This window comes from Fibrobacterota bacterium, assembly GCA_019509785.1.
In the GTDB taxonomy this organism is placed as follows: Bacteria; Fibrobacterota; Fibrobacteria; order UBA11236; family UBA11236; genus Chersky-265.
The window spans coordinates 1-17,121 of the sequence record JAEKLQ010000066.1 but is presented as its reverse complement, the minus strand read 5'-3'; the positions used below and the strand labels follow the sequence as shown (position 1 = coordinate 17,121).

17 protein-coding genes are annotated in these 17,121 nt (G+C 62.1%); 9 read left to right on the top strand and 8 right to left on the bottom strand.

The features are described 5' to 3' along the window. Positions 1 to 93 precede the first annotated feature (93 nt). Positions 94 to 345 (bottom strand): hypothetical protein, encoded by a 252-nt coding sequence (locus JF616_19250; protein ID MBW8889902.1) that lies wholly within the window; start codon positions 343 to 345, stop codon positions 94 to 96. 353 nt (positions 346 to 698) lie between these two features. Continuing rightward, positions 699 to 1,073 carry a hypothetical protein gene (locus JF616_19245; protein MBW8889901.1) on the bottom strand — a complete coding sequence of 125 codons (375 nt, stop codon included), beginning with the start codon at positions 1,071 to 1,073 and terminating at the stop codon, positions 699 to 701. A gap of 89 nt (positions 1,074 to 1,162) precedes the next feature. Here JF616_19245 and map point away from each other — a divergent pair, with 89 nt between their 5' ends. From map to JF616_19210, 7 genes are all read left to right on the top strand, one after another. Beyond that, positions 1,163 to 1,915, top strand: coding sequence for a type I methionyl aminopeptidase (map, locus tag JF616_19240; GenBank protein ID MBW8889900.1), 753 nt, complete (start codon positions 1,163 to 1,165; stop codon positions 1,913 to 1,915). A gap of 255 nt (positions 1,916 to 2,170) precedes the next feature. Continuing rightward, a complete protein-coding gene (locus JF616_19235; GenBank protein MBW8889899.1) occupies positions 2,171 to 3,175 on the top strand; it encodes a DUF72 domain-containing protein in 1,005 nt (334 codons plus the stop codon). A gap of 305 nt (positions 3,176 to 3,480) precedes the next feature. Beyond that, the gene (locus tag JF616_19230; GenBank protein MBW8889898.1) at positions 3,481 to 4,992 is read left to right on the top strand and encodes a TolC family protein; all 1,512 of its coding nucleotides are present in this window, start codon (positions 3,481 to 3,483) and stop codon (positions 4,990 to 4,992) included. After that, positions 4,989 to 6,119, top strand: a complete 1,131-nt coding sequence (locus JF616_19225) for an efflux RND transporter periplasmic adaptor subunit (GenBank protein MBW8889897.1) — start codon at positions 4,989 to 4,991, stop codon at positions 6,117 to 6,119. The genes JF616_19230 and JF616_19225 overlap by 4 nt, the downstream gene beginning before the upstream one ends. A 17-nt stretch (positions 6,120 to 6,136) precedes the next feature. Further along, positions 6,137 to 6,835, top strand: coding sequence for an ABC transporter ATP-binding protein (locus JF616_19220; protein ID MBW8889896.1), 699 nt, complete (start codon positions 6,137 to 6,139; stop codon positions 6,833 to 6,835). Then, positions 6,832 to 8,070 carry an ABC transporter permease gene (locus JF616_19215; GenBank protein ID MBW8889895.1) on the top strand — a complete coding sequence of 413 codons (1,239 nt, stop codon included), beginning with the start codon at positions 6,832 to 6,834 and terminating at the stop codon, positions 8,068 to 8,070. The genes JF616_19220 and JF616_19215 overlap by 4 nt, the downstream gene beginning before the upstream one ends. A 12-nt stretch (positions 8,071 to 8,082) precedes the next feature. Beyond that, positions 8,083 to 9,369 (top strand): ABC transporter permease, encoded by a 1,287-nt coding sequence (locus tag JF616_19210; protein MBW8889894.1) that lies wholly within the window; start codon positions 8,083 to 8,085, stop codon positions 9,367 to 9,369. A 38-nt stretch (positions 9,370 to 9,407) separates the two neighbouring features. On the opposite strand, the gene JF616_19205 is transcribed toward JF616_19210, so the two are convergent. The 6 genes from JF616_19205 to JF616_19180 all read right to left on the bottom strand — a co-directional run bounded on the left by JF616_19205 (position 9,408) and on the right by JF616_19180 (position 15,433). Further along, positions 9,408 to 11,162, bottom strand: coding sequence for a M28 family peptidase (locus JF616_19205; GenBank protein ID MBW8889893.1), 1,755 nt, complete (start codon positions 11,160 to 11,162; stop codon positions 9,408 to 9,410). Between the two features lie 40 nt (positions 11,163 to 11,202). Then, positions 11,203 to 12,555 carry a VCBS repeat-containing protein gene (locus JF616_19200; protein ID MBW8889892.1) on the bottom strand — a complete coding sequence of 451 codons (1,353 nt, stop codon included), beginning with the start codon at positions 12,553 to 12,555 and terminating at the stop codon, positions 11,203 to 11,205. A 194-nt stretch (positions 12,556 to 12,749) separates the two neighbouring features. Then, entirely contained in the window at positions 12,750 to 13,199 is a 450-nt protein-coding gene (locus JF616_19195; GenBank protein MBW8889891.1) for a hypothetical protein, read from the bottom strand. 6 nt (positions 13,200 to 13,205) lie between these two features. Further along, positions 13,206 to 13,793: a hypothetical protein gene (locus tag JF616_19190; protein MBW8889890.1), complete on the bottom strand. Its 588-nt coding sequence runs from the start codon at positions 13,791 to 13,793 to the stop codon at positions 13,206 to 13,208. 239 nt (positions 13,794 to 14,032) lie between these two features. Further along, the gene (locus JF616_19185) at positions 14,033 to 14,224 is read right to left on the bottom strand and encodes a hypothetical protein (GenBank protein MBW8889889.1); all 192 of its coding nucleotides are present in this window, start codon (positions 14,222 to 14,224) and stop codon (positions 14,033 to 14,035) included. Positions 14,225 to 14,287: 63 nt separating this feature from the next. Continuing rightward, entirely contained in the window at positions 14,288 to 15,433 is a 1,146-nt protein-coding gene (locus tag JF616_19180) for an AI-2E family transporter (protein MBW8889888.1), read from the bottom strand. Positions 15,434 to 15,533: 100 nt separating this feature from the next. On the opposite strand from JF616_19180, the gene JF616_19175 reads away from it, so the two are divergent. Beyond that, positions 15,534 to 16,556, top strand: coding sequence for a hypothetical protein (locus JF616_19175; protein MBW8889887.1), 1,023 nt, complete (start codon positions 15,534 to 15,536; stop codon positions 16,554 to 16,556). Between the two features lie 24 nt (positions 16,557 to 16,580). Further along, positions 16,581 to 17,121: hypothetical protein (locus tag JF616_19170; GenBank protein ID MBW8889886.1), on the top strand; the 541-nt coding region annotated here is incomplete at its 3' end.

The window sequence follows — 17,121 nt, the reverse complement described above, 5'->3', positions numbered from 1 at the left end:
TTGTCGGGAAGCTGGATTTGGAGAAGCCCACGGGATCCCAGGGGCTTTCTTACCGTATGGCCAACCGCAAGCGGATGGCCGTGGTCCGGTTCATTAGCCTCGGCACCGGGTGATCGCGCTGCAACCGCGGGAAGGGGGATTGACCGGGGGGCCGACGCGGCAATTCTTGTCGGTGCCGCCACGTTTGGAGCAAGGAATGGCGTCGTGCTTGAGCGCGCCGATGCTGATGAAACCGCTATTGGCCTTCGCCGTTCCAGCGGTGGAGGTGGACGGAGCGAGCAAGACTGCGCCGCCGATCATGGCGAAAGCGAGGGAGAGGGTCGAAAGGGATTGTACGAAAGTCATATTGTTCCTTTGGTAAGTAGTGGTTTTTATGTCCATGAATGCCTGGAAGTCCCGCGGCTATTCACGGAGCGGGTTATTCGGAATGAATGATCCCGTTCCCAAATTGAGTCGCGGCCCCGGGAGAAATCGTTACGCCCGTTTCCTCCCGTCTCAATGCACTCAACGTCACATTTTTTTTCGGGTCGGCGCGGCGGAATGGGGGATGCTTCCGGCCGGCTGCCGGGGTAAGCCTGGAGAGCCAGACGGCCGGAAGGGCGGGGGATTCCTGATCGTGAAAATCAAGAATGAGATCTATGTCACGAACGATTCAAAAGATTGGTTCACGGGGGCGCCGGGCCCCGGCGGGTCGGGAGCTAGGGCGCCAGCTCCACCTTGTCGACCATGTACTCGGTGTCCCCGCGCCACGGCACTTTAACGAACATCTGGCGGTAATAAATCTTGGCGCGGTGCCCTCTCGCCATCGCCGTATCCAGCTTGTCGAGCACTTCATGATTCGAGGCGGGCACCGAGAAATCCCATAGGTTCGAAACCGAAGCCCCGCTATTGTCGCTCAGCACCATGCCCAGGTTCAGCTCGCCTTCGTAGGTCTTGAAGAGGAAGCCTTTCCGGCTCAGCTTGATCACGGTTCCGGCGCGTTCGCCCTCGCTGAAGGTTCCGAATAGGTAATAGGCCCCGCCCGCCAATGCGGCCAGGACGATCAAAACGAAAAAAAGCTTTACGGTTTTCATGCCCGGAAAGATAGCCTCTCCCGCCCGGACTCGGAGAAACGGCAGCGGTTAGCTATCTGATTATCATGTCCCCGGGTTAAGGAGGAAATATGACCGTACGCAACCGATTCGACATCGAAGCCTTGCGCCGCGTGGGCCAGGTGGTAGCCGAGACCTTGGAGCTCATGAAGGCCGCCATGGAGGAAGGCATCGAGACGCGCGAGTTGGACGCCATCGCCGCGCGCAACTTCGCCCGGCACGGCGCCGTCTCGGCCCCGCGCAAGACCTACCGATTCCCGGGCGAAACCTGCATCAGCGTCAACGAAGCCATCGCCCACGGCATCCCCGGCGGGCGCCGCATCCGCAAGGGCGATCTGATCAACCTCGACGTCTCCGCCGAGTTGGACGGCTATTACGCGGACACCGGCTACACCGTGGCCTTCGAGAGCGACGACGAAGAGTTGGCGAAGCTGTGCGATTGCTCCCGGCGGGCCTTGCGCAAGGCCATCGCCCAGGCGCGGCCCGGTAGAAAGCTGAGCCATATCGGCCGCGCCATCGAGAACGAGGCGCGCGCGAACGGCTTCGCCGTGATCCGCAACCTGACCGGCCATGGGACGGGCGGCGCGCTCCACGAATACCCGGATGAGATCCGCAACTATTACGATCCGCGCCAGCAAGGCGCCTTGGCCAAGGGCATGGTGGTGGCGATCGAAACCTTCGTATCGACCGGGGCGGAATGGGCCGAGGAAACCGGCGACGGCTGGACCTTGACCACGGAGGACGGCAGCCGCGTGGCCCAGTACGAACACACCCTCATCGTCACCGAAGGGGAGCCGATCATCACCACCAGGCTCGGCGGCTAAGCAGGATTGGTTGGGTTTCTTGCGGAAGCCGATGGCATTACTGGCGATTAAGCCCACGGCCCCGCTCAGCTTGGCCTATCCGCTTTAGCCCTGACCTACGCCCAATCCATCTAATCCCAGGTACAACATGGTTTTGGGGGGATCTTGATTGCGGGTCTTGATCTCCACCCGAAGCATTCTATACATTTGTGCAGTATGAGTGATTGGTCGCCCGCTCCCGATTCCAACCCCCCTCGGCCCGAAGGGGTAGCTTTCGTGTTACCCCAGGGCCAGGGTGGATCCTCCAGGGTCCCCCAGGTACGCTCTGCCGCGGGAGAGGCCGGGAAGCCCGGGGCCGGGGAGCCGGGGGCCGGGAAGCCGGGGGCCGGGAAGCCCGGGGCCTGGAAGCCGCAGGACATCCCGCCCGATCTTTCCGCCTTGGGGTTGCGCGTGGGCACGGGCGGCTACTCCTTCGACGATTGGGACGGGCGCTTCTACCCTCCCGCAGCCAAGGCGCGCCTGCCTTTCTACCAGCTTTATTTCTCCTTCCTCGAGCTCAACCACACCTTTTACCAGGAACCGCTCTTGCAGCAGTTCGCCGAACTGGAGCGGCGCAGCAAGGTGGGCATGATGTATTCGGTCAAGGTCCATCGGGACGTGTCCCATAAAGGCACGTGGGACGCGGAAGAGGGCCGCTCCCTAATGCGGCGCCATGCGGCCGCGGTCTCGCCCTTGGCCGAGAGCGGCCGCTTCTATTCCTTCCTGATCCAATTGGACGAAGGCATGGAACGCGGGCGCAAGGCGCTCGATTACCTGCTGGCGGCGGGCTCGGCCGCCGTGTCCGAGGGGCTGGACGTGCATATCGAGTTCCGCAACCGCACTTGGCACCAGGAAGCGGTGCTGCAAGCCCTGAAGGATGCCGGCATCGGCATCTGCAATACCGACCTTCCGCAATTACCCCACATGTTCCCCCTGCGGGCCTATGCCACATCCTCCAAGGCCTACGTGCGCTATTGCGGCCGCAATCTGGGGGCCTGGCGGCCCGACGGCCATGGCGCCGGAGGTTCGCCGGCGGAGCGATCGCGCGCCCGCAACGCGCGCTACGATTACCTCTATTCGCCGCGCGAACTGGGGGAACTGGCCACGGGCCTGGAGGCGATGCGCAAGAAGACGGATACGGTGGCCGCGGTATTCAAGAACCACGTAGGGGCGAAGGCCGCCTACAATGCCTTGGAGCTGGGCCGCCTGCTGGCGGGGCGCGGCGGCGGTATCGGCCGGTAAGATATCGGAACCATACAAACTGGTTGTTTCCGAAGGGGCGCCTCCGGAACCCGGGAGATGCCGGATTCCCCATGATAATAAATGCCGGGCGCCAGGGAGGGGCGGAGGCCCTTGTCTTGGTTCCTGGTTAAGCCTCAAGGAGTATAAGGCGAGGCGTGCGCCGGTTTGGTTTTCCCTTGCCGCGAAGATTGGTACTTTGGGCAGCGGCCATGGACGGAAGCTTGCGTTCTGGCGGCAGGCGTAGCCGAGACGGGACTTTGGTTTGCGCGCCTTGGGCGCGAGGGGCCGTTATTGGCGAGGATATTATGGGCGTTTGTAAAATGAGCGTTGGCAAATCGATGGGCCTTTGCTTGCTCAGCGGTTGGCTCGCCTTTGGCGATACGACACCCATTCCCGCTTGGCCGCAAGAAGAGCGCGCTTGGGTGCGCCTGGTTTTGCAAAGCAATCGCGACCTGGCGCGGCAGCGACTGTCGCGACAGGCGGCGGGTTTGGAAAGGCGGACGGCGGAAAAGGCCATGCGGCCCGTGTGGACTTTGGACGCTTCGGCGGAAACCGCCCCCAACGCGGCCGGTCCGGTCACGTTCAGCTTGGGTAACACGGATGTGACTCTAGCGCCAGGTCAGGATCGGTATGCCTCCCAGGCTTCGGTCGGATTGAAGCAAGCCTTGCCGACGGGAGGCCAAATCGGCGCCGAAGCCGGAGGCGGCCTGCATCGCCCCGAAGGAGGCGCATGGAGCGACACTCAAACCGTGTCGCTTAGCCTACGGCAACCCTTGCTGCGGGGCTTCGGAGCGCAATCCGAGGCGCGGGCGGCCATCGCCGCGGCGAAAAACGAAGAGGCATTGGCAGAGGCCGAATTGCGCGCCCAATTGCTGTCGATCATCCATGAGGCTCGTAGCGGATATTGGAATTTGCTGCTCCAGGCCAGGCAAATGCAGGCCCTGCTGGCGGATTCGGCCTATTGGGAGCAGTCGCTGCGCACCGCCGAGGCCAAGCATAGGCTCGGCGATATGGTCGAGGACGAGTATTTGCGTTATCGCATCCAGGCCTTGGGGGCCCGCCAAGCCCTGCTGGAAGCCCGGCAAACGTATCGTCAAAAACGCGCCGAGCTGCTATTGCTTTTGGGCGAATCGCCGCTCCGGACGGGCGGGCGCGAAACGGCGGGAGGGGATTCCGTATTGACCGCGCTGGGCCTGCATTTCTCCGATAGCCTGGAGTCGGATCCGCCGTCCCCCCCGGTGATGGATGAAGAGGCCATGAGCCTGCATCATCCCACCTGGTTGCGCCTGGCGCATTTGCGGCAGAGATTCGATTTGCAGGCTCAACGCGCCCGCGACGCCGAAAAGCCGCAATTGGATTTGCTCGCCAGTTGGCGAAAGCCCCTTGGCGGACGATCCGATGCGCGACTGGGAGCCAGTTTCACCTGGACCTTGCCCACGCTGTCGGCAAGCCGCGATTTGCAAGAAGCCCTTCTGCAGGCCGAAGCGCAAAAATTGGATTCGTCCCAAACCCTGGCGGTTTTGCGCACCACCTTGGCCCGCCTTACCGACGCCTATGCCACGCAACGCGAACGATATCAACTCGCCAAGGAAAAGTCCTTGCTGGAAGGGAAACGCAGCCGCATCGCGGAAAGACGGCATGCCCTTGGCGATCTCGATTTCACCGAATTGCAATTATCGGCGCGCGATCGTCTGCAAGCCGAGCAGGACGTGACCATCGCCTATATCGCCTTGCGGCTATTGAATGCGGAAATGGAAGAATGGAATGGCGGCGCCTTGGCGGCCAGTGGCGTGACTTTGGAAGGAGTTGATCCGTGAAGCAACGTCGGAAAAGCGTTTTACGGCTTTACCTTCTTGTCCTGGCTGCGGCGTTTTCGGGCCTCGTTTTGATGGCATGCGGGTCCAAATCCGATAAGCCGGCACGGCGCACGGACAAGGTGGAGAGGCAAGACATTCGCGATGCCCTCACCCTGAGCGGCGTGCTGGAAGCCGAGGAAGAAGTCAGCCTCAAGAGCGAAGTGTCCGGCCAAATCAAGCGTTTGCGGGTGGAAGAAGGGGACTTCGTCCGCAAGGGCGACACCTTGATCGAAATCGATCCCGAGCAGTTGCTCAATCGCCGGGTGCGCGATCAATTGTCCCTGTCGCGCAGCCGCATTTTGAATGCGCAAGCCCAGCGCAATGCCGCGCTGGCCGAAAGCTTGCGCGCCGTCGAAGGCATATCGCCGCAAAAAATCCAGGATCAACAATGGCAGGCGCAATTGACGCACATCCAGGTGCGGCAGGACAGCCTGGCCCTGCGCGAAACCGAAATCCAATTGTCCAAGACGGCGGTGATCGCGCCGATCGCCGGCTATTTGATCAGCCTGGAAGTGAAATCGGGCGAGGTGATCGTGGCAGGCACGGCCTCTTTCGGCGGAGGCACCACCCTTGGCACCGTGGCCGATCTTTCCAAGCGCCGCGTGACCGTCAAGGTTTCCGAACTCGATTATCCGCATCTTTCCCTCGGGCAAAAGGCCTTCGTCACGACCGAAGCCAAACCCGGCGCGCGTTTTTCCGGGCGGGTGGAATACATCGGCCGCATGGCCAAGGAAAACAAGGATCGCAATGTCAGGCAATTCGACGTGCGGGTCACTCTCGACACCATGGATGCCGAGGCCCAAAAGGTCTTGCCTCCGGGGGCCACGGTCACGGTCGAATTCACCTTGTTGGACGTGAAGCAAGTCCTTTCGCTGCCCTACGAATGCGTGCATACCGGCGTAGGCGAGGGCGCTTTCGTTTGGGTGCCCGCGGGCAAGGACGGGAAAGAAAAACGTTCGGTGACTCTTGGCGCCAATAATTTCAATCGCATCGAGATCTCGGCCGGGCTCCGCGAAGGCGATGAAGTCTTGGCGGATGAGGACGCGCCCGGCCCAAGCGCGAAGCAGGCCCGCGGCGGATCGAAATAAGCATGGCCCTCACGAGTTTGCTTCGCTTGCAAAAGGTCTGCAAGTCTTATCGCCTAGGCAAGGAGGAAATCCCGGTTTTGCGCGACGTCGACGTCGAAGTGGAGCGTGGGGCTTATCTCGCCATCATGGGCCCATCGGGATCGGGCAAGTCGACTTTATTGCATATACTCGGATGTCTCGATGCCCCGACTTCGGGAAGCTATTGGTTGAATGGCCGGGCCGTTCATGAGGCCGACGCCGCCGAGTTGGCGCGCATACGCAATCAATCCATCGGTTTCGTATTCCAGAATTTCAATCTCTTGCCGCGGCTCAATCTGGCGCAGAACGTCGAGTTGCCGCTCATTTACGCCGGTATCGCGGGCGCCGAGAGAAAACGCTTGGTACAGGCCATGATGGAGCGACTCGGCATTTGGGAGCGGCGCAAGCACAAACCCCATGAGGTTTCGGGCGGGCAAAAGCAGAGGGCGGCCATCGCGCGCGCCTTGGTGAAGACGCCGGATTTCATTTTGGCCGATGAGCCCACCGGTAATCTCGATTCGGATACGACGCGGGAAATCCTGAAGCTTTTCTCGGCGTTGCATGCCGAAGGCCACAGCATCATCCTGATCACCCACGAGGCGGAAGTGGCCCATGCGGCCGGCTCGATGCGCATTTTGCGCGATGGGCGGCTATTGGGGGCCGTAGAGGGAGTCGTAGAGGGAGCCGTAGAGAAGTGAAGGGCTGGGCCGATCATGCGGGCGGAGCGATGATCGGCTTGCGCCTGGGTTTGCGGGAAATCGGGGCCAATTCGCGGCGCAGCGTATTGAGTTTGCTTTCCATTTGCCTCGGCATCGCCACGGTTCTACTGCTCAACAGCCTCACCGGCGGCGCCAAACAGCAATCGCAAAGGCAAATGAATCGCATGGGCGGGGTGTCCGTGGTGACCGTCGAGTCGGTCGCTGCGGCTACCCCCGAAGAAGAGGCCGCTTTCTCGCGCAGCCAAGGCTTGCGCTACGACGAAATGCAGGCCTTCGTGCGCAAGGCCGAATGCTGCGATGCGCTTCTTCCGGAGGGCTGGCATACGGATAATACCCTCCGCGGAACTAAAGGCCCGAAAAACGCGCATGCCCAGGCCGTCAACTGGCTTTATTTCGAGCAGAGCAACGTTCCCGCGGGCGATTGGCAGGAACCGGTAACGCGCCTGTCACCGGCATGGGATCGCGGCGAGGAAATTTGCGTTCTCGGAGATAAATTGGCCGCCGATCTTTTCGGGGAAAGTCGCGCTGCCTTAGGCCAAGACCTGGAATACGGCAAGGTGAAATGGCGCGTGGTCGGATTGGTGGTTTCCGCCAGCCGCCTGGATTGGCGCCGCCGGATCGCCTATTATCCCTATGCGGCTTACTTGCATCACTTCGCCGGCAAGCAAGGCCAATTGCAATCGATCAAGGTGCGTATACGATCGGGTCAGGATGCCGAGATGGCCATGCGCGAATTGCGCGCCTTTCTCCTGAAAAACCACCGGGGCGCGCGCGATTTCTCCATTCTCACCGCCGAGGAGCAGATCGCTGAAAGCGCCAAGGCCTCGCGCGTCCTTTCCCTGCTGGGCTGGGCCATAGCCTTGATGGCTATCGGGGTCGGCGGCGTCGGCATTCTCAATCTCATGCTCGCTACCGTATCCAGCCGGTTGCGGGAAATCGGCGTGCGCAAAGCCTTAGGCGCCGGCGATGCCTCCATATTGGCCCAATTCCTGGCGGAGTCGGTTACGGTATCGGGTATGGGAACCCTGTTAGGGCTTTTATTGGGTGGCGCTCCGACCTGGTTTTTAGGCGATATTTTGCCCGTAACGCCCACCTTGACGCTCGGCGATTACGGCTTGGCCCTGGCATTGGGTTGGGGTACGGGCTTATTCGCGGGCATCTACCCGGCCCTGAAGGCGGCGCGGCTTTCACCCGTGGAGGCCTTGCGTGGATAGGGCGAAACGGCCATGAAATTCTCCGTTCGCAGCGTGTGGATAGGCGTGCAAGCCTCCCGGTTGGAAATGGTTTCGAATCGCTTTCGTAGCGTTTTAACCTTGGCCGGCGTGGCTTTGGCCATAGGCGTCGTCACCGTAATGACGGCCTTTCAAACCGGCACGCAGAAATACATGAAGACCTTGGTGGCCGATATGGGCGGCGTGGGGCGCGTCGGTTTGCGCGCGCAACCGGCGAATACGCCCGCCGAGGAAGCCCTATTCGCGCGCTCTCAAGGCGTGCGCCTTGCCGATGCCGATAGCATGAACCGGCCGCAAAGCATCGCCCTGCGCGCCTCGCGCGTGGCCCAGGCGAATTTGGGCATCAGTTACCAAGGCCGAACGCGCGCCACCCAGGTGCGCGGAGTGGATGCCAAGGCCTTAATGGAGGATGAAAAAGCGCTCATCGAGTCGGGTCGCTTTCCCATCAAGCCCGAATACGATCGCGGGGAACGCGTGGCCGTAGTGGGTTGGAAAGTCGCCGAGTTGCTGCGGCAAATCCGGCAGGAGAAGGGATGGGCGCTCAGGCAGGGTGGCGGCTTAGCGGTCGGCGATGATTCCCTGTCCGGCGTGGTGATCGACATCGCCGGCGTGCCCTATACCATCGTCGGCGTTTTCACCCGCCAATTCAAGCGATGGGATGTGCCGGGATGGTGGATATACGTGCCGATACGAAGCCTTTTGCGCGATTTCACCGGGCCTAACCCCGGGGTGGAATGGATGAATCTCGTCGTCGATGCGGACAATGCGGAAGCGACCCTGGATGGGCCCCTGACGGAACTGGTGAAATCCTTGCATCGCGGCGCCCAGGATTTCGCCTTCCGCCTTTTCGATTTCATCGGCGAATATTCGGTCATGATGAATAATTTGCGAATCGTGTTTTGGTTGATTTCCTGTATCGCGCTTTTGGTCGGCGGCGTCAACATCCTCAATGTCATGCTTTCGACCTTGGCGGAACGCGTGCAGGAAATCGGCGTGCGCAAGGCCCTGGGGGCGACACCGGCGCAGATATTCTTGCAATTGCTGGTCGAATCGGTCACGCTCAGCTTGGTCGGCGGCATTGTCGGCACGGGCTTGGGCCTACCCATTTTGCTTTTCAGGCCTGCGATCGAAAAAGCCACCGGAGGCATAGTGCCGGAATTGCCTCCTTCGGATTTTCTCTGGATTTTCGGCCTGACGGTTTTGATGGGGGTGGCGTCGGGCCTATATCCGGCGCTGAAGGCGGCGCGCTTATCGCCCATGGAAGCCTTAAGCTATGAATGACAGATAAACGGATCCTCGCCCGCGCGCGGGGCGGAGGTTTAAAGGACCAGGGACTGGCTGGAAACGGTTTTGCCGTTCATTTCCAGGATGGCCCGGTAGGCGCCGGAGGGCAGCCGGTCCCGGCCCAAGGTCGCTTCGTAACGTGGCCCCGCGAACCGGAAGGTATGCAGCCGCACCGTGCGGCCTCGTGCATCGATGATGCGCAAAGCCGCGGATGTCCCGATCCGGTTTCCCGCTTCCAGGATCCAGGTGATACGATCGTCCGCGATCCGGACGTCCCGGAAACCCGGGCTTCCTATTGCTTCCCTCGGCGCGATGGCTGTGGGCGGAGGGCCATTGACGCTGGCGCTGATGCTTTGCTCCTGCGTATACAGGCTTTGCGCCCCGTTGCCGTCTAGGGACGAGGTGGCCACGTAATAGGTGGTACCCGCTTTGGTGTTGGGAAGGGTAAAGGTCGTGCCGTTCATGGCGTAGACCACGGCGAAGTCGTTGCCCGTGACGCGAACGGCCACCTTGTACTGATCTACCGGCGAGGTGGGTGCGGTGATGGCAATCAGGATGTAGCGTTGCGGCTGAGGCTCGGTCAACGTGAAGGCGGGCGGTTGCGGTCCCAACGCCCCGCCGATCAGGCCGATGCCGTTGATCTGGGTATTGCGGACCAGATAGTCGTAGTTCACGTAATACTGGTCGATGTTCCCGTCGTTGTTCAAGTCATCGCCGATCACGTCCAGGGTGGAATGCTGCCGTCCCGCCGGCGGTGGCGAGCCGTTCCCGTTCTCGAAGGATTCGGTGAAGCGCAGGGCGGGGATGACGGGCGCGACGACTTCGCTGAAGGGTTCGTGGTCCCCGCCGCGGCCGGTGCGATCGGTCGGATCCATGATATTGATGGTCATGGGCACGGTGGCGGAGGGTTTCAGCCATTGCTCGTACTGACCCTTGATGAAGCGGGCCAGGGACTTGTTCATGGAGAAATTGATGGCCGTCGAGAAAATGCGCACGTGCGTGCTGTCCAGCGCCCCGGGGGTGGTGCAGCCCGGCGGCGAGGCGGTGGAGCCGCAAATGATGCCGCCCACCACGTCATTGTTCTGCACTGCCGTCACGGGAATCTTGGCGTTCACGCAATAATCCCGGAAGGCGTAAGCGCCGTACAGCCCTTGCTCTTCGGCCGTGGTCACCAGGAACACCAAGGTGCGGTTGAAGGTGTACTTGGGCAGCACGCGCGCCAACTCCAGGACCAGAGCCACGCCGCTGCCATCGTCATCGGCCCCCTGGGCCTTGCAGGTGATGTCGCAGCTGTTTTCGCAGCGGCTGTCGAGGTGGCCCTCCACGATAAGCACGCCGTGGTTGGACGTGTCGCGCCCGGGCAGCACCGCGAATACGTCCTTATGGCCGTTCATCCCGCAGATGGCCTGGGTGAATTGGAGATAGGAGGGCAGCAAGCGCCCGCCGTTCTGTGCGCCATAAGCCTGGAATCTGGAATACACCCAGCGCCGCGCCGCGCCGATGCCCTGCGTACCTGAGACCGTGTCCGATCCGCTGTTGCGATTGTAAAAGGTGGCCAGTTTCGTCAGCGTGGCGGCCAAAGTATCCTTGGAAATGCGGGCTGCCATATCCGGCGCGATGACGGCGATGTTGCCGATCTCCGTGGCGGCCTGGTAATCGGCCGGGTTGTAATTCCCTTTCAGCACCACGTCCGCCGCGGCGTTGGTCACCGAAATCTGGGTGGCTTGGGCGAACGCACTGGCGGCGAAGACGAGGGCGAAGCAGACCAAAGCGGGGAAGGGGGACGGCATGGCATTCAAAGGTATTGAGATTTATCCGCCCAGGCTGGGCTTATCGGCGGGACGGATTTCCCCGCACCCGGAAAAAGGGTGAAATCCCCTTCCGCAGGCGGCCCAGGAAATCAAACCCCGCCTTTGCCTCCGGTGGCGGCTTACGCGGCGCAATCATTGTGCGCAAGGGCGAAGGTCCCGTATAGCGGAAAACGAAAATGCCTTTGCGCGCCGCGCTGAGGACTTCGGCCCGGCCGTCGCCATCCAAGTCCACGGCGGTGATTTGCGTACCCACCCCCGAAGCCGTATCGATAAGAGAAGGAGTGAATACCGGCCCCGAAGGGCTTCGCGTCAAGAGAAAGGCGTAAATCACCGCGGAGGATTCCGGCTCCACGTCGCCCGTGGGACCATGCGCCCACCACCGTTTCCCCGTGATGATGTCCGGCAAGCCGTTGCCGTCCACGTCGGCGAAGGCCACGGCATGCAATTGGGAAAACGCCACGCCGTAGGTGGATTGCTCGGCGCGGGTTCCGACGATGACGTGTTTGATGAAGCCTATGTTGCCGTTGTTGCGCACCTGTTCGAACCAGGCCAACCCGAAGCCATGCGCGTCCAGGCTGGTGATGACGTCCGGCAAGCCGTCGCCGTTCACGTCGTAGACATACATTTGCGCGCCGCCGGGATTGCTTTCGGTGCCTTGGAAGAACGGGTAAGGATGGCTGCGCCATACCCCGGTCGTGTCTCCCGCCGCAGGTTGCTCCCACCAGCCGTCGGACATGAGAATATCCTTGCGACCGTCTCCGCTCACGTCCCCGATGCCCAGCCCGTGGGTATTGCGGTACCAGGGGCCCGGGCTGGAGATGCGGTGGCGGATCCACGGCAGGGCGGGATCGGCGCCCGGCGCGGCCCACCCCACATAGCCTTGCGTGACCATGACAAGTTCGGGCTTCCCGCTGGCGTCCACGTCGCTGAGCTGCGGGCTTTCGTTCTCCACCGAATCCAGGGCGGGATGCGCGATCCACACGCTGTCGCGCGTGCCGGGGTTTTCATACCACTTCGCGGCCTCACCGGGACGGGCGCAAACGAAAACATCGGGCCAGCCGTCGCGGTTGATGTCGTAAACGAAAGCGTGGTTGTTGTTGGCATACCCGTCCTGCACGAAGGGCGTTGCCGCGTAAAGGTCATGCCGGCGCGTGAAGGCCGGGCCTTCATACCAATAGGGCCCCGCCACTACGTCGGGCTTTCCGTCGCGGTTCAAATCGCCGGCAGCGATGCCTTCGGTCAGGAAGCGAACATCAAGGGTTTGTTCGCTCCAATTGGGAGCCGTGGCCGCCGTGCAGGGGAGAAGCGCCGGAAATAAAAGGCAAACCCGTAAGGGCGGGAAACGACGGCCCATGGCGCATAGGTAAATCAAAACCTGTCCATGGTCTACTGCGCGCCTCGCGCTGGCGCACCCTCTATCGTGGGTGAGTCGCAACCTAGGCAGGCTATGGAAAGCGAAAAACCTGAAACAAAAAAGAAAAATCGGTTCCGAAGCATAACGGACCCCTTTTCGCTTCGAACCTATTTATAAGACCACTTCTAAAGGAACGAGGCGGGGAAAATCGCTTAGGTAACGGAACGTCTCCATCCATCGCCGCGCAAGGTAACGCGCAGGTAGCGGACGCGCGCAGCCGGCTCTCTGGTAACGCCCGTTTCCGATGGCAAGAGCAGGACGTGGTCTCCCGACCCCAAAGTCCGTTCCGGCAAGGATTCCAGTTTTACCCCGTTGGCGCCGAACAGAGCCAAGCCAACACGGGCGGGGCGATCCAGGGAGAGCTCCACCCGCACGGCTCCGCGCTGGCTCCGGACCCGCGCCCATGCGCCCGCCTTCGGGGGACCGGCGATCCCCACCTTGCCGGTATTGACTAGGGTGACTTCCCCCGCTTGCGCGGCCGGGAAGCCGAAGGACAATACGCCGTTGGCCGAGGCGGCGACGCTTTTGGCGTCTAAGGGTTTCTGGCCCGCCACGGTGGCGGTGACGGAAAAGATCTGGTTGGGCCGCGACCCGGCGATCAAGTGGCGTTACGGGCCCGATTGGGAAAAGGCGTAATGTACCGTGCCCGGCAGGCTGTCGAGCTTAGGGAAGACCGCGACCCAATTGGTATCGCCCTGGCGGGCCTCCGCGCCTTCCGCGTCGCCGGCGTCCACGTAGGTCGTCTGCGCCATGGCGGCGGAGTCCTTGGATGCGGCTTGGAACACGTGCAGGAAGGTGTGGTCGGCTGACCCGGAAAACGTTTCCTGGTAATTGAAGATCACGGGATTCCCCGCCGTCGCGGCGATGGCGATGGCGGGGGCGGCGCCGGAAGGCGCCAAGGATTTCATGAACAGCTTGCTAGCCCCCTTCGCCACGGAAAAAACGTCGCCCGTCCGCGAGGGGAGGCCCGGGAAGTTGCAGTTGAAGATCTGCTTGACGGCCGCGTTCGCGGTGCGGGCGCGATCATGGACGATCACGATCCCCGGCCTCAGGAAAAGGATTTGGCGCACGGCGGTCTTGACCGAGTTGCGCAGGCCATCCGGTGTCACGTAGGCCCGCGCGAAATCGGCCATGGCGTAGGCATAGGCGGCGGCGGATTCCGTGCGCCGGATGCCGATATCCGGCCCGCTCCACACGCCCTGTCCCCGGGGGATAGGTAGAGATGTCCCCGGCGCCCCGATCATCGAAGAGCAAGGTGTTGTGGAAGGTGGTGGCGAAGTCTCCGTACCCGCCCGCGTCGATGAGCAGATTGTCGGAGCCCCGTTGGAGGGTGATATGCCCTTGATCGCGATGCTGGTGATCCAGGAAGATCTCGCCGGCCGCCAGGCTCATCCAGACGGCCTGGCTCCCGCCGATCGACGGGCGCGGCGCCGGGCTAATCCTCTTCCGGCGCGATGGGGCGCTCGAAGAACAGGCATACCGATTCCATCAAGGCATCCGTCTCGGCGTTCAGGAACACCCAGCCTTCGTCCCACCATTTCTCAACCTCGCGCTCGATGACCCGGGCCAAGACCTCGGGCTTCCAATCGGGAGGGAGGGGGATCAGGGATTCGCGTCGCTCTCTCACGCTCCCATTATAGGCCGTTCGCGGGGGCGGAATCAAAGGGGAGGCTTTAGCGCGAGGGGGCGCCTACTTCGGGGGCTTGGCCCCGAAGGGCTTGTCCTCTTTCATGATCTTCGCGATCTTGCGCGTACGCGGGCCCGACTCCCGGTTGGCCGCCAGTTCGTCCGCGAAGACCTCTTCATAGATGTTCCAGATGGCCAGGAACATGGCTGCCGTGATGGGCCCCAGGATGAAGCCCGGTAGGCCGAAAAGCCCCAGGCCGCCCAAGGTGCTGAGCAGTACCAGCAAGTCGTGCATCTTGATGTCCTTGCCCACCAGGCGGGGCCGCACCACATTGTCCACGCTGCCGATGCCGAGGCTGCAGAAGGCTACCAGGATGATGGCGGCGATCCAGCGGCCCTCGACCAAAAGGACCAAGGCCGACGGCCCCCAGATACAGGCGCTGCCTACGGCGGGAACGATGCTGGCGAACACCGTCAGGACTCCCAGGAAGACCGGCGAGGTCATTCCCACGGCCCAGAAGATGAGCCCTCCCAAAAAACCCTGGATGAGGCCGATGACGAGGATGCCCTTCATCGTCCCCTTGCTCACGGAGATGAATTTCTCGATCAGGATGCGCTCGTATTCGTCCTTGAGGGGCGACCACACGATAAGCTTTTCCAGGATGCGCTTCCCGTCGATGTAGAAGTAGAACATGATGAAAAGCATCAGGAAGAAGCTGAGCAGGTTGTTGGCCACGGTCAGGGAGATGTCCGCGCTGTGCTTGAGCATGAATTGGAAGGCCTCCTGCAAATGGCCGATGGCCATCTGGGTGAGGTTGCCCGGATTCACGCGCTGGAAAAGGGTGGGGAAGCGATCGTGGAGGCCTTGGGCCATCGTCACGCTGCGCCGCCGCCATTCGTCCAGGTTCGTATGCGTGAAGAAGCCTACCGCCTCCTGGTAGGCCAAGGTGCCGACGGCAATGAGGGGCAATACCAGTACCAGCAATAGCGAGATCAAGGTCAGTAAGGCGGAGATAACGGGCTTCTTCACCCGGGCCAGGAAGGCGTCGTAGATGGGAAAGGAAAGGGCGGTGAAAACCGCGGCCAGGATCACCGGCATGATGAAGTCGCGCAGTACGTAGAAAAAGGCCGCGCTCACCGCGAGCAGGTAGATGAGGAAGGATGCCTTCTGGAAGGAAGTAGGCGCGCTGTCCCGCGATGCATGGTTCATGCCTCCAAAATGCGTAACAATGCCCGGCATGGCAATCCGCATTAAGATCCGTCCGCAAGTCCCGGGCCCCGTTCCGGCGAGGCTTGCTAGATTTGGTCCTATGCCGATCGATACGCCGCAGGGCGCCGCCCCGGTTTTAAGGCCGGTGGAGTACGTGAAGAAGGTGGGGAAGGGCAAGAACCTATCCGCCGATCTGGACGCCGCCGAGGCCCGCGCCGCCTTCGAATCGCTGCTCGCGGGCGACTTCGCGCCGTCCCAACTCGGCGCCTTCCTGCAAGCGCTGCGGATCAAGGAGCTGACCCAGGACGAGCTCGACGCCCTGGCCGACGTCTTCCGCGCGCGTCTGCGGCCCCAATCCCCCTTGGCCGGCGAAAGGACCCTGGTTCTCAACTTCGCTTCGGACACCCAACGCAAGGGCGGCCTCGCCTCGCTCTTGGCCGCCCATCTTCTGCCCGCCTTCGGGATCGGGATCGGCATCGTCCGCAGCGAGCCGGTGCTGCAAGGCAACCGGGCCTCCTTCGATACCAGTCTCGCCTTAGGCCGGGTCTTGGCGGCCGAATTCGTTCCGGGCGCGGGCGCGCCGCTGATCTCCGCCTGCTCCGATCTGGTCCCGGGTCTGGCAGCCCTCGACGGCGTAAGGGGGGAATTGGGATTCCGCTCCTGCCTGCATACCGCCGAAAAGCTGGTGAACCCTTGGCCGGCCTCGCCCATGCTCTTGGGCATTTCGCATAAGCATTACGCCCTGCGCCTGGCCGCGACCTTGGCGCATCAGGGCCTCACCGGCCGTATCCTGTTGGGGAACCATGGGACGGTCGATCTGGTATTGCATAAGGAGACGGAGATGGTGGCGGTGGACGCGCAAGGGGCCATCCGCGAAGAGAGCCTAAAGCCCTCCGCCTTGGGCCTGGAAATCCCATCGGACGTTTACGCCCTGGGGAAGTTCCCGGCGTGGGCCGATTGGATGGCGGCCATGGGCGGGGCCGAAGCAGGGGCGCGGGACAACGGATTGCGGCGCGCGGTACAATACCATCTTGGGTTTTTGCTGTGGGCGGCCGGCGCCGCGGACGATGCGGCGCAAGGCCTGCAAGCGGCGCGGCGCGGTTTACCTAGATTGTTCGGTTAGTTGCTCTTAGGAGGAAATCGGGAGATGCAAGGCAGCGGCAAGAGGCAGAGCGCGAGGGCGGTGGGACCGGCCCAGGCGGCGGGGGCATTCCCTATGCAAGCCATCCGTGAGGTCTTCGGGTATCTCCGCCGTTACCGCGACCACGTCTTCGTGCTGAAGATCGACGATCAACTGATGGGCAAGCCCCTATTCTTGCTGCTCATCAAGGACATCGTCCTGCTCCAGAAGATCGGCGTCAAGATCGTGCTGGTGCCCGGGGCCAAGCATTCCATCGACAAGGTGCTCAAGACCTATCGCGTGAATTCCACCATGAAGGACGACGTCCGCATCACCAGCGAAGAGGCCATGCCCTTGGTCAAGCTGGGCGCATCCAACGTGACCAATACCCTGATATCGCTTCTGACCGAGAACGGCGCCAACGGCGTGGTGGGCAATTGGGTGCGGGCCCGCGCCATGGGCGTGCTCAACGGGCTCGATTACCAGCACACCGGCCGCGTGGAAAAGGTGGACGTCAACCTCATCAACAACATGCTGGAGGACGGGCTCATCCCCATCGTCCCCAACA